We start from the raw sequence: 16,608 nt of genomic DNA, 5'->3' as shown, positions 1-16,608 counted from the left end.
AGTATTCGTGAAGGAACGTTCCTGCACAAGCCTGTGGCGGAACGATTCTGCAATGCTTGGCGCATGAAGGTTCGGTTGATCGACGTGGCCCGAGCGGCCGGGGTGTCCAAGACCACGGTCTCCGACGCGCTCAACGGCGCCGGCAGGCTGCCCGAGGCCACCCGCGAGCACGTCAAGCAGGTGGCGCGCAGCATGGGCTACCGGCCCAACGCCACCGCGCGGCTGCTGCGGGCGGGGCACACCAGGCTGATCGGGCTGGCGGCCCGCGAGTACGTCGAGCGGCCTTGGGTCTACACCGAGCTGGCCTACTTCGCGCAGCTCGCCACGCTCTGCTCGCGGGAGGCGCTGGCCCGGGGCTATGGCATCGTGCTGCTACCCAACACCGGACCGGACGACTGCTGGCTGGAGTTGCCGCTGGACGGGGTGTTCATCGTGGATCCCGTCGCCGACGATCCGCTGGTGGGGGACTTCCTCTCGGCGGGCATCCCGATCCTTTCCGACCGGCGGGCCATGGCGGGGACGGACGGGCCGTGGATCGACTTCGACTACGGCCGGGCCGTACACGAGGTCATGGACCACCTGCACGCGGGCGGGGCGCGCCGGATCGCGGCCATCGCGGGCGCGACCACGGCGGCTTTTCACCATGACTCGGCGCGGGCCTATCTCGACTGGTGCGCGTCACACGGGTGCGAGCCTCGGCTGGCCATGCTGGACGAGCCGGGGTTGGAGGCGACGCTGGTGGCGGTGGAGTCGTTGCTCGGTGCTGCTGAGCCGCCGGACGCGTTGTTCTCGCTGGTGGAGGTGAGCCCGCCGTTGCTGCTGGACACGATCCGGCGGTTGGGCAGGTCGGTGCCTGGTGACTTGTTGCTGGTGTGCGCGACGGAGGAGCAGACGGCGCCTTATACGGACCCGCCGGTGACGACGTTGAGCTTCGTGCCGGAGGAGACGGCACGGGCAGGCATCGAACTGCTGGTGGACCGTATAGAGGGCCGTTCCGGGGTGGCTGGGCGGCTGCTGGAGCCGCGGTTGGAGATCCGCGCCTCATCCAGGTCAAGGAAGTAGCCCCAAACATTGCGACAAAGACGGCGGCGGGGGCGATGTCTAGGGGAATTGCTCCCTTATGACATCAATCGTTCTAGTGCACGGCTTTTGGGGCGGCGCGGCTCATTGGAGCAAGGTGATCGTCGAGCTGTACAGGCGTGGCTACGCTTCGATCTTCGCCGTGGAAAACCCCCTGACCTCCCTGGCTGCGGACGCCTCACGAACCCAACAGATGATCAACCAGATCCAGGGCCCAGTGCTCCTGGTGGGCCACTCGTATGGCGGTGCAGTGATCACCGAAGCAGGCAACCAGCCGAACGTGGTGGGCTTGGTCTACATCGCCGCTTTCGCTCCGGACGCAGGAGAAAGCCCAGGCCAGATCAGCGAGGAGCTCCCTCCGGCGGCCTTCGCCAACATCGCCCCGGACTCCGACGGATACCTGTGGATAGCCCAGAACAAGTTCCAGGAGAGCTTCTGCCAGGACCTGACCGACGACGAGTCCCTGGTGATGGCCGTAACCCAGAAGGCCCCGCTGGCCTCGACCTTCGGCAACCCGGTGACCAGCCCAGCCTGGAAGGCGAAGCCAACCTGGTACCAGGTATCGAGCGAAGACCGCATGATCAACCCGGACAACGAACGGCGGATGGCGAAGCGCATGGCCCCACGCAGGACCATCGAACTCCCCGCCAGCCACGCCTCCCTGGCTTCTCAGCCATCGGCGGTATCCGACCTGATAGACACAGCAGCCAAAGCCCTCTCCTAACACCACCCCTCCCCCCACACATCCACCCGCCCTCTGACGTGGCGCGCCGCATGGCCCCGCCTGCCGCGCCCGCCCGCCTGCCGTGCACCGCCCTGCAAGTCATGCGCCGCCCCGCATGCCGTGCAACGCCACGCCCCGCTAGGCCCGCTGCACCGCCCACGCGCCGCGCCGCCCACGCGCCAAGCAGCGTGCGGCCCTGCGCCCGTGCGCCCATGCGGCCGTGCGCTTGTGCGGCCGTGCGCTTGTGCGGCCGTGTGTGCACTCACCACGCGCTGACGGGCCCGCGCCGTCGCGCTCGCCCGGCGCGCCCCTTCGCCTGGATGGCTGGGCGGGTTGGTAGGGCCCCGCGCCGCCCGCTAGCTGGGCAGGCGAGGGGTCCTTCCTGGGGGGGGGGCAGGTGGGTTCCGGGATCGCTTATCAAGGCCCCGGGGAGGCGCTAGAGGAGGACTGGTTCGCGGTCGCTGGTGAAGACGAAGGTGGCGTTGTCGCCTTCGCCCTCGATGGTGATCTTGACGACCTGTCCAGGACGCAGCTCGCCGTACAGGATCTTCTCCGACAACGAGTCCTCCAGCTCCCGCTGGATCGTCCGCCGCAACGGACGAGCACCCATCACCGGGTCATACCCCCGATCAGCCAGCAACTGCTTGGCCTCCGCAGACACCTCCAGGCCCATGTCGCGGTCCTTCAACCGCTCCCCGACCTGAGCGAGCATCAGATCCACGATCTTGATGATCTCGTTCGGCGTCAGCTGGTGGAAGACCACGATGTCATCGACACGGTTGAGGAACTCCGGCCGGAAGTGCTGCTTGAGCTCCTCCTGCACCTTCGACTTCATCCGGTCGTAGTTCGACTCGGTGTCATGCGCCTTGGAGAACCCGATCCCCTGCCCCTTGGAAATATCCCGGGTACCGAGGTTCGTGGTCATGATGATGACCGTGTTCTTGAAGTCCACCACCCGACCCTGAGCATCGGTCAGCCGACCGTCCTCCAGGATCTGCAACAACGAGTTGAAGATGTCCGGGTGCGCCTTCTCGATCTCATCGAAAAGAACCACCGAGAACGGCTTGCGGCGGACCTTCTCGGTCAGCTGACCACCCTCCTCATACCCGACATAGCCGGGAGGCGAGCCGAACAACCTGGAGACCGTGTGCTTCTCCATGAACTCCGACATGTCCAGGCTGATCAACGCCTCCTCGTCCCCGAACAGGAACTCCGTCAGAGTGCGCGCCAGCTCCGTCTTCCCCACCCCCGACGGACCGGCGAAGACGAACGACCCACCGGGCCGCCTCGGGTCCTTCAACCCCGCACGAGTACGCCGGATGCTTCGCGACAACCCCTTGATCGCGTCGTCCTGACCGATGATCCGCTTGTGCAGCTCATCCTCCATCCGGAGCAACCGCTGCGACTCCTCCTCCGTCAGCTTGAACACCGGAATCCCGGTAGCAGCAGCCAGGACCTCCGCGATGAGCTCCTCGGTCACCTCGGCCACGGAATCCATGTCCCCGGCCTTCCACTCCTTCGCCCGCCGTTCCCGCTGCGCCCGCAACCGCTGCTCCTGATCACGAAGGGTCGCCGCCTTCTCGAAGTCCTGCGCGTCGATCGCCGACTCCTTGTCCCAGCGCATGCCGGCGATCTTCTCGTCGTACTCCCGCAGGTCCGGCGGAGCCGTCATCCGGGAGATCCGCATCCGCGACCCGGCCTCGTCGATCAGGTCGATCGCCTTGTCCGGCAGGAACCGGTCGCTGATGTAACGATCAGCCAGCCGCGCGGCAGCGACGAGCGCCCCATCCGTGATCGACACGCGATGATGCGCCTCATAGCGATCACGCAAACCCTTGAGGATCTCGATCGTGTGGCTGAGCGACGGCTCGGCCACCTCCACCCGCTGGAAACGACGCTCCAGCGCAGCGTCCTTCTCCAGATAGCGCCGGTACTCGTCGAGCGTGGTCGCCCCGATCGTCTGCAGCTCACCCCGCGCCAGCATCGGCTTCAGGATGCTCGCCGCGTCGATCGCCCCCTCCGCGGCCCCCGCGCCCACCAGCGTGTGCAGCTCGTCGATGAACAGGATGATGTCGCCCCGCGTGCGGATCTCCTTGAGCACCTTCTTCAGCCGATCCTCGAAGTCACCGCGATAACGCGAACCGGCCACCAGAGAGCCCAGGTCAAGCGTGTAGACCTGCTTGTCCCTGAGCGTCTCGGGCACCTGCCCCTTGATGATCTTCTGCGACAACCCCTCGACCACAGCCGTCTTGCCCACACCTGGCTCGCCCACGAGAACCGGGTTGTTCTTGGTCCTGCGCGACAGGACCTGCATGACCCGCTCGATCTCCTTGTCCCGCCCGATCACCGGATCCAGCTTGCCCTCACGGGCATCCCTGGTCAGGTTGCGGCCGAACTGGTCGAGCACGGTCGAAGGGGACGGCGTCGCCGCCTCCTGCTGCTGGGCGCTCTCCGCCGCACCCTGGTAGCCGTGCAGCAGCTGGATGACCGCCTGCCGTACCCGCCCGGAATCGGCACCGAGCCTGGCCAGCGTCTGCGCCCCCACGCCGTCGCCCTCACGGACGAGCGCGAGCAGCATGTGCTCCGTACCGATGTAGTTGTGGCCCAGCTGCAAAGCCTCACGGAGCGCGAGTTCGAGGACCTTCTTGGTCCGAGGCGTGAACGGGAGCTGCCCGATCGGAGCCGTCAGCCCACGGCCGAGGACCTCCTCGACCTGGAGACGCACCGCCTCTGCGCCGATGCCGAGACTCTCCAGGGCCCTGGCGGCGACCCCTTCGCCCTCGGTGATGAGCCCAAGCAGCACGTGCTCGGTGCCGATGGAGTTGTGGTTGAACATCCTGGCCTCTTCGTGGGCCAGGACGACAACGCGCCGCGACTGGTCGGTGAACCTCTCGAACATCAGACCTCCCTGCGGGACGGTGCCCGGAACGCGAGCACGACCAGGTCATCCGGGTTGGCGACGAGCTCGGCCGCCACCCCGTCGGGCCGCACGACGTAGGCGACGGGCGGCCCGGTCAGCTCCCAGCGCGCGCCGACGATCGTGCCGGTCGCTCCTGAGTACGGCTCAGCCGCTATGCGTACACGGGTCCCGGGGGAGTGCCCGTCCTCGGACACCACCAGCAGCGCGTCGAGGGTCTGCTTGGCCCCCTCGAAGCTGAGGTCGGCGCGGATCGACGGCACCCGGTCGAGCGCCAGCCTGGCCGTACGGTCCAGCAGCGCGCACACGATGTCCACGGCCGTCTCCTCGCCCAGCTCGGCCGCCCAGGCGAGCTCGCCGACCGACGGCGCCAGCCCCTCCACCTCGGTGGCGATCGTGGTGTAGACCCGGGCGAGCACGTCCTGCCGCCACTCCCCGTGGTAGAGCGGGCCGACCCCGGTGCCGCTCTCGCCCCTGGTCGGCGGGAAGCGCTCGCACAGGTGCCGCGCCCGCCCCCACGGCAGGTCGGCGGCCACGCGGGCGTCGTGGACCCGCTGCGCGAAGGTGCGCCCGGCCCGGAGGTCGATCAGCTTGAGCCGGTGCCCGTCCGTGCTCGCGGGATAGATGGTGCGGCCCTGGCTGGCCGGACCTTCGCAGTAGGCATCGAGGCCGCGCCTGGCCACGGAGTAGGGGACGCCGGTGAGGGCCGCCCGCGCCCGGTTCGCCCGCCTGCGCGCCCTGCCTGACACCGGCTTGCGCCGGGGCCGCTCGTCTTGGTGCTGGTCTTCAACCATCATGCCTCCGGCAGGACCCCACGCATCCCACCGATCAGGCGGCACGATCAGGCCGCACACCTGACTCCAGTGCACTGAGTCGGCGACTCTTGGCCATCCTGCGCGATCTGCGTGGGGAGTCGCGCCTGGCACCGGCGGGTGCTCCGCCTGACCCACACAGTAGCTCCGGCTGGGCGAGAACGGCCGATTTTAAGCCAGCAGCCGAACTTGACACCGACTCTACATCCATAGAGGATTCACTCTATGGATGTAGAGGGATGACGAGGTCGGCGCGGGTGACCGCGCTCCTGGAGGCGGCCGTGGCCGTCGTGGCCACTGACGGCCTGCGCGGCCTCACCCACCGGGCCGTGGACACCAAGGCGGAGGTGCCCCCCGGTTCGACGAGCTACTACTTCCGCACCCGCCAGGCGCTGCTGCAGGGCATCGTCGAGCTCATCGCCGAGCAGGAGCAGGACGACATCGACCGGGCCACCCTGTCGCCCGGCATGGGCGACGAGCCGATGTTGCGCCAGGCGGCCGACCTGCTGGCCGGGGTGCTGGCGCACTGGCTCGGGCCGGCGCGTCAGCGTACGAAGGCCAGGTTGGAGATCAGGCTGCTCGCCACCGAGCAGCCTGAGCTCCTGCACGCCCTCGGCCCGCTCAGGGAACGGTTCCTGCAACAGAGCCGCCTGATGCTCCTGAGCATGGGCAGCCCGGCGGCCGAGGAGAACGCCCAGCTCATCCTGGCGGTCGTCGAGGGACTGACGTACGACGGAGTCACCAGGCCCAACCCCGAGCCGCCCGACCGCGCCGCGCTGCGCCGCGCCGTGGAGACGATCCTCCGCGCCGCGGCCCCACATTGAGGAGTTCTGTCATGGTTGTGTGGGCAGGCCGAATTACGGCTTTCCTTGGCGTACTGCACCTGGTCATTACGGTCGCCATCAACGTCGAGGACCTGTCCGGCGGTTACTGGTTCCCGGCCAACGGGCTGGCTGACCTGGGCGCCTTCTGGCTGACGATCGGCTCGTTCGGCCTGCCGCTGTTCACCCTGGGGCTGCTGATCGCGTGGCTGGGCCGTAGAGGAACGATGCCGCCGGTCTTCGTGGCCTGGCTGCTCGGCGGCTGGGGGACCGTCGGCGCGGCGCTCTTCGAGCCCTCGCCGTTCATCCTGCTCTGGGTGCCTGCCGCCATGCTGCTGCGTTCAGCCGAAAAGGATCGCGCGCAGCGTGCGCGTCAGGTGCTCGACCAGCCGGTCGGGGGCGATCTCGGACAGAGGGCCGTCCTTGACGACGTACCGGGTGAACGTCACGCCGATCAGGTGCGCGCCCAGTAGGTCGACCCGCTCGTCCAGCTCGGGGCCGGTCAGGATCGTGCGGTAGGCCTCGATGCTGCGCTGCCGCATGGCCCGGTAGAGCTCGGTGGCCGCCTGCTCGTCCGTGGCCGCGCTGCGGATCAGCGCGATGAACGGGTCGTCCCCCATGGAGTTCTCCATCCGGTCGACGTAGGCGCGGGCGATGCGCTCGGGAACGGCGTCGGCGGTGTCCGGCATGAGCTCGTTCAGATTGCTCGAACCGGGCATGGCGGCGACGAACAGCTTCTCCTTCGAGGTGAAGTGCCGCATGACCAGACCGTGGGTGACGCCGGCCCGCTTGGCGATCTCGCGGATGCTCGCCTTGGCGTAGCCGAGCTCGGCGAATGCGGCTCTGGCGGCCAGGAGGATGGCCGCGCGATGGGCCTGCGGGTCGCGCACACGTTTGCTCACACCCTTAGTGTACGGCCGGTCATTAGGGTGCTACGGTCACTAATGACCAAGTGGTCATCATTAGGGGGTTGAACCAGATGCACCAGCTCTTGAGCACTCCAGCGGTCGCCGAAGGACTGCGCCGGGTGGAGACCAGGATCAGCCGCCTCAGTGGCTCCTCCTCGCTGCCCGAGATCAACGCGGGCGCCGAGCGGATCGTCCACGCCGGTGGCAAACGGCTGCGCCCGGCGCTGACCCTGGCCACCGCGCTCGCCTTCGGCAAGAAGCCGGACCGGCGGGTGATCACGGCGGCCGCGTGCGTGGAGCTGATCCACGCCGGTTCCCTGGTCCACGACGACCTGATGGACAACGCGGCCAAGCGGCGCGGCGCCCCCACGCTCAACGCCGACCTGGGGCAGGGGAAGGCGCTGGTCATCGGCGACTTCATGCTCGCCAGGGCGGGATTGGCGGCGATCACGTCGGTGTCCAGGCCGGTCGCCGAGGTGCTCGCGGCCACGGTGGTGGAGCTCGCCGAGGGGCAGTATCTGGAGACCACCGACCTGTTCAACCGGGACCGTACGGAGGAGTCCGCCCTCAGGTCGATCACCGGCAAGACGGCGGCGCTGTTCAGGGCGAGCTGCCTGGTGGCCGCCCTCTGCGCCCGCGCCGGCGCAGAGGAACGCACCCGGATGGCGATTTATGGGGAGAAGTTCGGGCTGATCTTCCAGATCCTCGACGACCTGCTGGACCTGACGGCGGCGGCGGAGGTGCTGGGCAAGCCCACCGGTAACGACCTGGTGCAGGGTGTCTACAGCCTGCCGCTGCTGTGGGCCAGAGGCAAGAACCCCGACCTCCTCGACGGCGACATTCCTGAGGTGCTGGCAAGGGTGAGGCGGAGCAGCATGGTCGACGACACCCTCGCGTATTGCCGAGCCCTGGCCACCGAGGCCCGCGCAGCCCTACCCGCCTCGGACCCTTTCGCCGCACTGGCCGCCCTGCCGACCGCCTACATCGACCACGTGACCGAGCTGACCCGCACCCCCGCGATGGCCTGAACGCGAGCTCCACTTGACATCATTCACAGCCTGAATGGTAATCTCTAAGTATCATTCACGCTATGAATTGATCCTGGCCGCCGCCCTGTGGAGCTGACCGTGCTGACGATTGTCGACCTGATCTGGTTCGCCGCCGAAATGGCCGTTTACGCCGCCGTCGTCTACTGGGGTTGGACCCGCTCCACCTGGCCGCGACGGATCGCCACGATCGTCGGCGGGCTCGCGGTCTTCGCCGGGATCTGGGGCGCCTTCTGCGCGCCCCAAGCCACCTACCCCCTCCACGGCACAGCCAAGATCGCCCTCCAGGCGGTCTGGTTCCTCGGGGGCGCGGTTGTGGCGGTTACTGCTGCCCGAAGGTAATGGAGCCGATCTGCCCGGCCGACGCCCTGCACGCGCCTCGCCTAAGCGACGTCAACGCAGGTTTCTCCCGCACCGGCTCTGACCACGAGCTCCTCGGGAAACGGAAGGCCGACCGCCAGCCAGCCGTACACCACGGAAGGCAGGCAGGCCGGATCCACGCCACTTCCCGTTACGGTGACTACGCGGCCGTCGCGCAACGTCACCCGTGCCCGCGACCCGGTGACCAGCGCGGCGGCGGCGCAGCCGGGGTAGCGGCTCAGGATCTCCTGTGGCTCGCCGGACCCGATGATCACATCGGCGCTCTCCAGCAGGCGGCGGTCCAGCTCCTCGACGTCGACCACCAGATGCGGATCGGGCTCCCCGGCGGGGATCTTCGCGGTCGCCGGGAAACGGCGCACCACCACCTGCCGCGCACCGGGCTCGACCTCGGTCTGCACCAGGAACGCCGTGACCTCGGCCCGCTCGCCCACCGGCGAGGGCACCGCAGCCGGTACGGCAGGCCCGGACGGGCAGGGCAGGTCCATCAGCCGATACGCGGTACGGCGCAGCAGCTCGGAGGAGCGTCCGACTTCTCCCAAAGTGCGTTCGGTCACTTGTGCGTACGCCCCGGGCCGATGCGCGGCCACGACCCCCTCCACCTGCTCGCGCAGCGGGCGCAGCCGATCCACCCTCGGCAGGAGGCGGCACAGCTCGGCCGTCGGGGAGAGCGGGTCGAGCTCGGCGAACTCCCCGCCGGAGGAGGCCAGCAGCGTCGGCCGGTCCAGCGCGGCGCCGTAGAAGGTGACCGAGCCGTGGTCGCCGACCACCACGTCGGCCGCGACCAACGCGGCCTGCCACCCGCGCTCGGGCGGAACCAGCATCAGCCCGGCCGCCCGCGCCTCGGCGAGCCAGAGGCGCACCTGCAGCCCGCCGTACCCTTTCCAGACGTTTGGGTGCGCGGCCACGACCACGCGGTACTCGTCCAGCGGCAGGTCGCTCACCAGCCGGGAGATCAGCGAGCTGTCCCCGAACAGGGAGTGCTCACCCCACGTCGAGCTGACCAGCACCAGCCGTCCCCCCTCAGGAACACCGAGCGCACGCCGGTAACGCTCGCGGCGGGGAAGGTTGGCCACGAGGCGGTCGAAGCAGGGATCACCGGTCACCACCGCGAACGGCAGCGCCTCGGGGCAGTAGCGTTCCAGCCTGGCGAGCTGCTCCTCGTGGGACAGCGCGATGGCCGCGGGCACCACCTTGCCGTCGCGCAGGAGCTGGCTCCTGGCCAGCCCGGACACCTCCGCGCTGTACCCGTCAGCGGTACGCAGCAGCCTGTTGTGCCCCGCTCCGTGCGGCATGAGCAGCACCGGGGCGCGCAGCTCGTGCAGGTCGCCGTTGGCGGTGGCCGACAGCGCCAGGTCGAACTCGGTCCGTACGGCCAGGCCCCACGGCACCACCCGCGCCTGGACGTCGGACAGGTAGTCGTCGAGCCCGTCGTTGAAGGCCGACCCGTCAACCGTCGTGAACACCGTCTGGACGCGCGGATCGGAACCGAATACCGGCAGCACGTCCAGCAGCCGACCGGCGGAGGTCACGTTCCGCGCGACCGCGAGGACCCGGCGATGGGCGCGGACGGTGTCCCACCGAGACCAGTTCGCGCCGTCCACATTCCTCCAACACGCCGACAGCACACGATATACGGTCAGCGGACGGCGTCGAAGGCGTCCAGGATCAGCTTGGTGGCCGGTAGCGGATCGGTGGGTCCCAGGCGCGCGACCGGTCTCGCGCCAGGCCAGGTGTGGCCGCCGCCCTTGAGCGTGTAGAGCCGCACCACGACGCCCTCCGCGCACCCGGTCCACTCCCGCAGCTCCCCGCGGGTCCGCGTTTTGCCGCAGCCGAAGCCGCCCGCCCAGGCCCGCACGCTGTCCACCACCGGCGCCAGCGTGATCAGCTGCCCGAGCTCGCTCAGCCTGCCCGACCGCCCGGCGAACGGATGCCCGCCCTTGTACGGCACGACCGTGTCGGCTGTGCCGTGGAAGGCCACGATCGTGGTCGGCTCGGGCTTGTCGCAGGCGGTCACGATGTTGATGCCCGCCACCGGCGCCACCCCGGCCAGCCGCCCGCGCAGGCCGCAGATCAGCCCGGTGGACATTCCCGCCCCCATCGACATGCCAGCGGCGAACTCCCGTCGTTTGTCCACGCACAACCGCCGCTCCAGTAGGTCCAGCAGCGCGGCGAGGAACCCGGCGTCGTCGGGCCCGGCCAACCCGGGCAGCCCCCAGCCGAACGCGTCGGGGTCCGACTGCGGGGTGGCCACGACGTAGCCGCGCTCGCGTCCGGCCTGGGGCAGCCCGCTGTAGGCGGCCTGCTGGTCGGCGTTGGAACCCAGGCCGTGCAGGTTCAGCAGGACCGGGTGCGGCCCCTTGCCCTTCGGCACCGACAGCAGGAAGCGGCGTTCCTTCCCGGCGAAGGTGAGGCTGTGCTCGCCGGACCGCAGGGACGAGCAGTCCGTGGTGGGCAGAGGCTGCGGGCTCGTCGCGACGGACACCCCGGTACAGCCGGTGGACAACAGCAACAGCGCGGCCAGCACACGTCGCAACACGGATACCTCCCCGTCAATTGCACGATAGCCAAGGCTGTGGCCAGCATCACGATCTGAAATGTCACAAATCCGGCCGCCGTCCAGTCATATTTCTGGATCGATAAATCGGCGCGGCCTGAGGAGAGTCATGCAAAGGATTGCGACATCTGTCCTGGTCATCGGGACCGGAGGGGCCGGTCTGAGAGCCGCCATCGAGCTCGCCGAGCGCGGTGTCGACGTCCTCGCGGTCGGCAAGCGGCCGAAGACGGACGCGCACACCTCCCTCGCCGCCGGTGGCATCAACGCGGCGCTCGCCACGATGGACCCGGAGGACTCCTGGCAGCAGCACGCCGCAGACACCCTCAAGGAGAGCTACCTCCTGGCCAACCCGGAGACCGTGCGGATCGTCACCGAGGGAGCCGCGCGGGGCATCGAGGACCTCCAGAGGTACGGCATGCCGTTCGCGCGCGAGCAGGACGGGCGGATCTCCCAGCGGTTCTTCGGCGCGCACACCTACCGGCGCACCGCCTACGCCGGTGACTACACCGGCCTGGAGATCCAGCGGACCCTGATCGACCGGGCGAACCAGCTCGACGTGCCCATCCTCGACTCGGTGTACATCACCCGGCTCCTCGTCCGCGACAACGCGGTCTTCGGCGCCTACGGGTTCGACCTCACCGACGGCACCCGCTACGTCATCCACGCCGACGCGGTGATCCTCGCCGCAGGGGGACACACCAGGATCTGGCGGCGCACCTCCTCGCGCAGGGACGAGAACACCGGCGACTCGTTCCGCCTCGCCGTACTGGCCGGTTGCCGGATCCGCGACCCCGAGCTCGTGCAGTTCCACCCGTCCGGCCTCATCGCGCCGGAGAACGCGGCGGGGACCCTCGTCTCGGAGGCGGCGCGCGGTGAGGGCGGGATCCTGCGTAACCAGCTCGGCGAGCGGTTCATGGCGCGCTACGACCCAGAGCGCATGGAGCTGTCCACCCGCGACCGGGTCGCGCTGGCCGCGTACACGGAGATCAAGGAGGGGCGCGGGACCCAGAACGGCGGCGTGTGGCTGGACGTCTCGCACCTCCCCACCGATACGATCATGAAGCGGCTGCCGCGCGTCTACCAGACGCTCATGGAGCTGCAGATGCTCGACATCACCAGGGAACCGATCGAGATCGCGCCGACCGCTCACTACTCGATGGGCGGCGTCTGGGTGCGTCCTGAGGACCACGGCACCGGCGTCGACGGGCTGTACGCGATCGGAGAGGCGGCCAGCGGCCTGCACGGCGCCAACCGCCTGGGCGGCAACTCCCTCATCGAGCTGCTCGTCTTCGGCCGCATCGTCGGGCAGGCGGCGGCCGAGTACTCGGCGGGCCTCGACGCCCAGCGCCGCTCGGCGGAGGCGCTCGACGAGGCGCGCGCCGAGGTGGACGAGCTGCTCGCCGCCGACGGCCCGGAGAACGTGCGCGCGCTGCAGCGGGCGGTGCGCGACATCATGACCGAGCACGCGGGCGTGGTCCGCGACGAGGCCGGGCTGCGCAAGGGCCTGGCCGAGCTGGCAGCGGTCGAGGAGCGCATCCGCGCGGTCGGCGTGCACCCGGACATCGCCGGATACCAGGACCTGGCGCACGCCTTCGACCTGAAGTCGGCGGCGCTGGCCGCGCGCGCGACCATCGAGACCGCGATCGAGCGGCGCGAGACCCGAGGGTGCCACAACCGCTCCGACTACCCAGAGCTCGACCCCGCGCTGCAGGTCAACTTCGTCTGGTCGGGGCCCGGAGCGGTGGAGGCGGAGCCCATCCCGCCGATCCCCGCCGAGATCGCGGCGCTCATGCGCGAGGTCTCGACCGCGGGAAAGCTCGTCGAGTAGCGGGTGTCACAAGTGCGGCGGCTGCCCGGTCTTAGCTACGTCAATTGGAGGAGACATGAGCGAGAACGAGTTCCTGGACGAGCTCCGCGTCGAGGTCGAGGAGGAGCTGAGCATGGCCGAGGCCAGCCACCCGGAAGAGGAGTTGAACCTGCCCGTCACCGAATGGCTCTACGACCCGACGGACGTCGAGCGTGAGGAGATCGGCCTGCGGGTGCTACGCGACGCGGTCGAGGTGCTGGAGAACGGAAAGGAACCCCGATGAACATCGTCCTGGTCCACGGTGCCTTCGCCGAGTCGGCGAGCTGGAACCGCGTCGTCCGGCGCCTGCACGCCAACCAGCTCACCGCGGTCGCCGTGGCGAACCCGCTGCGGAGCGTCGAGGAGGACGCGACCTACCTGCGCGACGTGATCGCCGGACTCGGCGGCCCCGTGGTCCTGGTCGGCCACTCCTACGGCGGCATGGTGATCACCCGGGCGGCTGCGGGCAACCCGGCCGTGCGCGCCCTGGTGTACGTCGCCGCGTTCGCCCCCGAGCCGGGCGAGAGCGCGCTGCTGCTGTCGGGCAAGTTCGAGGGCAGCACGCTCGGCCAGGCGCTGCAGGCCTACCCGGTGGCCTCGGGCGGCAACGAGTTCCGCATCGATCCGGCGAAGTTCCACCACCAGTTCTGCGCCGACCTCGACGCGGAGGAGGCGGCGCTGATGGCCGCGACCCAGCGGCCGGTGACCGAGCGGGCGCTGTCCGACGCTCTCGTCGGCGAGGCGGCCTGGCGTGCCGTACCGTCCTGGTTCGTGCACGGTGACCAGGACCGCAACATCCCTGCCGCCACGCTGCGCTTCATGGCCGAGCGCGCCGGCTCGCGCGGCACCCGGGAGGTCCCCGGCGCCTCGCACGCGGTCGCGGCCGCCCAGCCTGACGCGGTGACGGCGGTCATCCTCGACGCCGCCAGGGGAGCATGAACGCGGAGTCCCTGGGGGTCTTCTGCGAGCTGAGGCCGCGCCTGTTCGGCATCGCCTACCGGATGCTGGGCAGCGCGGCCGAGGCCGAGGACGTCGTCCAGGAGGTGTGGCTGCGCTGGCAGGACGCCGACCGTGAATCCGTCGAGGACCCGCCCGCCTTCCTGGCGGTCGTCACCACCCGGCTGGCCATCAACGTGGCCCAGTCCGCGCGGGTGCGGCGCGAGTCCTACATCGGCCCCTGGCTGCCGGAACCCGTCGACACCAGCGTCGATCCCACCGTCGGCGCCGAGCGCGGCGAAGCGCTCGAACTGGCCTTCCTGCTGCTCCTGGAGCGGCTCAACCCCACAGAGCGCGCCGCCTACGTCCTGCGCGAGGCCTTCGACTACCCCTACCGCGAAATAGCGGAGATCCTGCGGCTCAGCGTGGTCAACGTCAGGCAGATCGTGACCCGCGCACGCAGGCGGCTGACCGCGGAGCGGCGCGAGCCCATCGACCGGCTCGCGCACCGGCGCCTGCTGACGACCTTCCTCGACGCCGCGCGGACGGGGAACGTCGGCGCGCTGGAGAAGCTCTTCGCCGCCGACGTCGTCAGCTCCTCGGACGGCGACGGCCTCAGAGGCTCGGCGAAGTTCCCCGTGCTGGGCGCCGCTCGGGTGGCGAGGTTCGTGGTCGCGTTCGGGCCCAGGTTCTGGCCGGGCACCACCCTCACGTGGGTCGAGGTGAACGGTCACCCGGGCGTGCTCGTCAGCCGGGACGGCGACGGGATCGCCCTGCTCACCGTCGAGGCCTCCACGGCGGGGATCCACCACCTGCTGTGGATTCTCAACCCGGCCAAGATCGCGGCCTTCGAGCGGTCACGCGGCCGTCCGGTCTTGTCTGCCGACACCGAAGGAGGCGGCAGACCATGACCTCGCTGGCGGAACTGCTCGACGAGCGGCAGCACCTGCTCGACCTCGCCCTGCGGATGGTCGGCTCGGACACCGCTGCCGACCACGTCGTCCAGGAGACCTACCGCCGCTGGTACGCCCTGGGCGAGGCGGAACGCGCCGCCATCGCGACGCCCCTGGACTGGCTGGCACGGACCGCGAGCGGCGTCGGCCTGGCGTTCCTCGCCGACCCCACCCGGGTGCCCGCCGCCCCCGCGTCCCACACCTGGTCCGTGCCGACCACGCACCAGGCCGGGTACGGCCAGGCGATGCTGGCCAGGCACGACCGGGTGGCCCGCCTGTTCGCAGCGGCCTGCCGGGCGGGCGACGCCGAGGCGCTGCGCGAGGTGCTGGCCCTCGACGCGATCGCCGTGAGCGACGGCGGCGGCAAGATCCGCGTCGCCGAGCGGCCGATCCACGGCGCGGACGCGGTGGCCCGGTTCCTCACGGCGCTGCTGCCCGGCACCGAGGCGGGCCTGCGTTCCGTCAACGGCAGGGCCGGGCTCGTGCTGCGGCGGGCGGGCAGGGCCGTGGCCGTGGTCAGCGTGAGCGTGGCCGGGGCCGAGGTCACGGCCGTATGGATCATCCTCAACCCCGACAAGCTCCAGCGATGGCACTGAAGGCCTCACCCGGAGCGGATGCGGCGCCGTTCTGCCGGGGTGGTGCCACCCCACACCTCGTCCGGCTCGCCCGTGTCCACAGCCCAGGTCAGGCACTGCACGCGCACGGGGCAGTCCCGGCAGATCCGCCGGGCGAGCGTGGGGTGGGTCTCCCAGGTCAAGGGGAAGAAGAGCTCCGGATCGCTGTCGCGGCAGGCGCCGCGCTCCATCCAGTTCATGATCGCCATCTCGGTGTCGGAGGCCGGCGGACCGGCCCGTCCCTCGCAGGCCGGCCCCTTCTGGCGTCAGCGGGTGCCGCGGTCCGCGTCGACGATGGTGTCGGCGACTGCGGCCGGGTGGCTGACCGAGATGGCCTGCGACGACTTCACCTCGATGACGTGCGCCTTGGCGCGCTTGGCCGTCCACCGCTGCCCTTCGGGGTCGATGGCCCTGTCCTAGGTGGTGATCATCGCCCAGGACGGGATCTTCTTCCACGCCGGAGAGTCGGGACGTGCCGGAGAAGGCGGCCACGCCGAAGGGACGCTGCTCTGCGGCCGTCCTGCGGGCCTGGGACAGCGGCAGGTCGGCCGCGAACACCTTGGGGAAGCTGGCCTGCTTGATGTACAGGTCGACGTCCGGCGCGCGCACGAACGCCTGTCCGCGGACCGTGGCCGTCCCGTGGACCCCGCCGAGCACCAGCACGGTCGCCCACCTGGACACCGCGCTGCGGCTCTACGAGCAGGCGGAGGCAGGGCACGACGCCGCCCGCGTGCGCGACCGGCTCAAGGGTATGGGCGATCGCCGCCCCCGCTCCACCCCGGGCTGGGACGGCCTCACCGAGTCCGAGCTGCGGATCGTCAGGCTCGTCGCGGGCGGCGCCACCAACAAGCAGGTCGCCGACCGGCTCTTCCTGTCGCCGCACACGGTCGGCACCCACCTGGGGCACGCCTTCTGCAAGCTCGGGATCGGCTCGCGCGTCGAACTCACCAGGATCGTGCTGTCACAAGTCGGAAGGCTGTCCGGTCTTAGCTGACGACCGGGACGCACGAGGCGCC

The 16,608-nt window shown here is 70.0% G+C and carries 18 protein-coding genes; 12 read left to right on the top strand and 6 right to left on the bottom strand.

From position 1 onward, the window contains the following. The first annotated feature begins 63 nt into the window (after positions 1 to 63). Entirely contained in the window at positions 64 to 1,062 is a 999-nt protein-coding gene (locus ACIBG8_RS43290) for a LacI family DNA-binding transcriptional regulator (protein ID WP_397349082.1), read from the top strand. Between the two features lie 58 nt (positions 1,063 to 1,120). Further along, entirely contained in the window at positions 1,121 to 1,804 is a 684-nt protein-coding gene (locus ACIBG8_RS43285) for an alpha/beta hydrolase (RefSeq protein ID WP_397349081.1), read from the top strand. Between the two features lie 436 nt (positions 1,805 to 2,240). On the opposite strand, the gene ACIBG8_RS43280 is transcribed toward ACIBG8_RS43285, so the two are convergent. Together ACIBG8_RS43280 and ACIBG8_RS43275 are read right to left on the bottom strand one after the other, a co-directional pair. Continuing rightward, positions 2,241 to 4,703, bottom strand: coding sequence for an ATP-dependent Clp protease ATP-binding subunit (locus ACIBG8_RS43280; RefSeq protein WP_397349080.1), 2,463 nt, complete (start codon positions 4,701 to 4,703; stop codon positions 2,241 to 2,243). Beyond that, the gene (locus ACIBG8_RS43275) at positions 4,703 to 5,518 is read right to left on the bottom strand and encodes a hypothetical protein (protein ID WP_397349079.1); all 816 of its coding nucleotides are present in this window, start codon (positions 5,516 to 5,518) and stop codon (positions 4,703 to 4,705) included. The genes ACIBG8_RS43280 and ACIBG8_RS43275 overlap by 1 nt, the downstream gene beginning before the upstream one ends. Before the next feature lie 254 nt (positions 5,519 to 5,772). Between ACIBG8_RS43275 and ACIBG8_RS43270 the strand changes: the two genes are divergently transcribed. Beyond that, positions 5,773 to 6,357: a TetR/AcrR family transcriptional regulator gene (locus ACIBG8_RS43270; protein ID WP_397349078.1), complete on the top strand. Its 585-nt coding sequence runs from the start codon at positions 5,773 to 5,775 to the stop codon at positions 6,355 to 6,357. Positions 6,358 to 6,695: 338 nt separating this feature from the next. Here the strand turns inward: ACIBG8_RS43270 and ACIBG8_RS43265 are convergent, their stop codons facing one another. Next, positions 6,696 to 7,256: a TetR family transcriptional regulator gene (locus ACIBG8_RS43265; RefSeq protein ID WP_397349077.1), complete on the bottom strand. Its 561-nt coding sequence runs from the start codon at positions 7,254 to 7,256 to the stop codon at positions 6,696 to 6,698. 77 nt (positions 7,257 to 7,333) lie between these two features. On the opposite strand from ACIBG8_RS43265, the gene ACIBG8_RS43260 reads away from it, so the two are divergent. After that, complete coding sequence (locus tag ACIBG8_RS43260) at positions 7,334 to 8,290, top strand: polyprenyl synthetase family protein (RefSeq protein WP_397349076.1); 957 nt, start codon at positions 7,334 to 7,336, stop codon at positions 8,288 to 8,290. 99 nt (positions 8,291 to 8,389) lie between these two features. Further along, positions 8,390 to 8,650: a DUF2568 domain-containing protein gene (locus tag ACIBG8_RS43255; RefSeq protein WP_397349075.1), complete on the top strand. Its 261-nt coding sequence runs from the start codon at positions 8,390 to 8,392 to the stop codon at positions 8,648 to 8,650. 41 nt (positions 8,651 to 8,691) lie between these two features. Here the strand turns inward: ACIBG8_RS43255 and ACIBG8_RS43250 are convergent, their stop codons facing one another. Then, entirely contained in the window at positions 8,692 to 10,290 is a 1,599-nt protein-coding gene (locus ACIBG8_RS43250; protein WP_397349074.1) for a hypothetical protein, read from the bottom strand. 35 nt (positions 10,291 to 10,325) lie between these two features. Then, positions 10,326 to 11,225 carry an alpha/beta hydrolase family esterase gene (locus ACIBG8_RS43245; protein WP_397349073.1) on the bottom strand — a complete coding sequence of 300 codons (900 nt, stop codon included), beginning with the start codon at positions 11,223 to 11,225 and terminating at the stop codon, positions 10,326 to 10,328. 127 nt (positions 11,226 to 11,352) lie between these two features. Here ACIBG8_RS43245 and ACIBG8_RS43240 point away from each other — a divergent pair, with 127 nt between their 5' ends. From ACIBG8_RS43240 to ACIBG8_RS43220, 5 genes are read left to right on the top strand one after another with little or no spacing between them, the layout of a single operon-like run. Then, the gene (locus tag ACIBG8_RS43240; protein ID WP_397349072.1) at positions 11,353 to 13,071 is read left to right on the top strand and encodes an L-aspartate oxidase; all 1,719 of its coding nucleotides are present in this window, start codon (positions 11,353 to 11,355) and stop codon (positions 13,069 to 13,071) included. 55 nt (positions 13,072 to 13,126) lie between these two features. After that, entirely contained in the window at positions 13,127 to 13,333 is a 207-nt protein-coding gene (locus ACIBG8_RS43235; protein WP_397349071.1) for a hypothetical protein, read from the top strand. Further along, positions 13,330 to 14,028, top strand: a complete 699-nt coding sequence (locus tag ACIBG8_RS43230; protein WP_397349070.1) for an alpha/beta fold hydrolase — start codon at positions 13,330 to 13,332, stop codon at positions 14,026 to 14,028. The genes ACIBG8_RS43235 and ACIBG8_RS43230 overlap by 4 nt, the downstream gene beginning before the upstream one ends. Then, the gene (locus ACIBG8_RS43225) at positions 14,025 to 14,936 is read left to right on the top strand and encodes an RNA polymerase sigma-70 factor (RefSeq protein ID WP_397349069.1); all 912 of its coding nucleotides are present in this window, start codon (positions 14,025 to 14,027) and stop codon (positions 14,934 to 14,936) included. The genes ACIBG8_RS43230 and ACIBG8_RS43225 overlap by 4 nt, the downstream gene beginning before the upstream one ends. After that, positions 14,933 to 15,574, top strand: a complete 642-nt coding sequence (locus ACIBG8_RS43220) for a hypothetical protein (RefSeq protein ID WP_397349068.1) — start codon at positions 14,933 to 14,935, stop codon at positions 15,572 to 15,574. The genes ACIBG8_RS43225 and ACIBG8_RS43220 overlap by 4 nt, the downstream gene beginning before the upstream one ends. A 5-nt stretch (positions 15,575 to 15,579) precedes the next feature. Here ACIBG8_RS43220 and ACIBG8_RS43215 read toward each other — a convergent pair whose 3' ends face one another. After that, positions 15,580 to 15,792: a WhiB family transcriptional regulator gene (locus ACIBG8_RS43215; RefSeq protein ID WP_397349067.1), complete on the bottom strand. Its 213-nt coding sequence runs from the start codon at positions 15,790 to 15,792 to the stop codon at positions 15,580 to 15,582. On the opposite strand from ACIBG8_RS43215, the gene ACIBG8_RS43210 reads away from it, so the two are divergent. Together ACIBG8_RS43210 and ACIBG8_RS43205 are read left to right on the top strand one after the other, a co-directional pair. Next, positions 15,791 to 16,012, top strand: a complete 222-nt coding sequence (locus ACIBG8_RS43210; protein ID WP_397349066.1) for a hypothetical protein — start codon at positions 15,791 to 15,793, stop codon at positions 16,010 to 16,012. The genes ACIBG8_RS43215 and ACIBG8_RS43210 overlap by 2 nt on opposite strands. A 52-nt stretch (positions 16,013 to 16,064) precedes the next feature. Continuing rightward, entirely contained in the window at positions 16,065 to 16,586 is a 522-nt protein-coding gene (locus ACIBG8_RS43205; RefSeq protein WP_397349065.1) for a response regulator transcription factor, read from the top strand. The last annotated feature ends 22 nt before the right edge of the window (positions 16,587 to 16,608 follow it).

The organism is Nonomuraea sp. NPDC050556 (assembly GCF_044457355.1).
Taxonomy (GTDB): Bacteria; Actinomycetota; Actinomycetes; order Streptosporangiales; family Streptosporangiaceae; genus Nonomuraea.
This window is presented reverse-complemented; position numbering and strand designations above follow the sequence as displayed.

Coding starts and splice junctions, on each gene's coding strand:
- ACIBG8_RS43290 (WP_397349082.1), top strand. CDS start 64: ATGAAGGTTCGGTTGATCGACGTGGCCCGAGCGGCCGGGGTGTCCAAG.
- ACIBG8_RS43285 (WP_397349081.1), top strand. CDS start 1,121: ATGACATCAATCGTTCTAGTGCACGGCTTTTGGGGCGGCGCGGCTCAT.
- ACIBG8_RS43280 (WP_397349080.1), bottom strand. CDS start 4,703: ATGTTCGAGAGGTTCACCGACCAGTCGCGGCGCGTTGTCGTCCTGGCC.
- ACIBG8_RS43275 (WP_397349079.1), bottom strand. CDS start 5,518: ATGATGGTTGAAGACCAGCACCAAGACGAGCGGCCCCGGCGCAAGCCG.
- ACIBG8_RS43270 (WP_397349078.1), top strand. CDS start 5,773: ATGACGAGGTCGGCGCGGGTGACCGCGCTCCTGGAGGCGGCCGTGGCC.
- ACIBG8_RS43260 (WP_397349076.1), top strand. CDS start 7,334: ATGCACCAGCTCTTGAGCACTCCAGCGGTCGCCGAAGGACTGCGCCGG.
- ACIBG8_RS43240 (WP_397349072.1), top strand. CDS start 11,353: ATGCAAAGGATTGCGACATCTGTCCTGGTCATCGGGACCGGAGGGGCC.
- ACIBG8_RS43235 (WP_397349071.1), top strand. CDS start 13,127: ATGAGCGAGAACGAGTTCCTGGACGAGCTCCGCGTCGAGGTCGAGGAG.
- ACIBG8_RS43230 (WP_397349070.1), top strand. CDS start 13,330: ATGAACATCGTCCTGGTCCACGGTGCCTTCGCCGAGTCGGCGAGCTGG.
- ACIBG8_RS43225 (WP_397349069.1), top strand. CDS start 14,025: ATGAACGCGGAGTCCCTGGGGGTCTTCTGCGAGCTGAGGCCGCGCCTG.
- ACIBG8_RS43220 (WP_397349068.1), top strand. CDS start 14,933: ATGACCTCGCTGGCGGAACTGCTCGACGAGCGGCAGCACCTGCTCGAC.
- ACIBG8_RS43210 (WP_397349066.1), top strand. CDS start 15,791: ATGATCGCCATCTCGGTGTCGGAGGCCGGCGGACCGGCCCGTCCCTCG.
- ACIBG8_RS43215 (WP_397349067.1), bottom strand. CDS start 15,792: ATGAACTGGATGGAGCGCGGCGCCTGCCGCGACAGCGATCCGGAGCTC.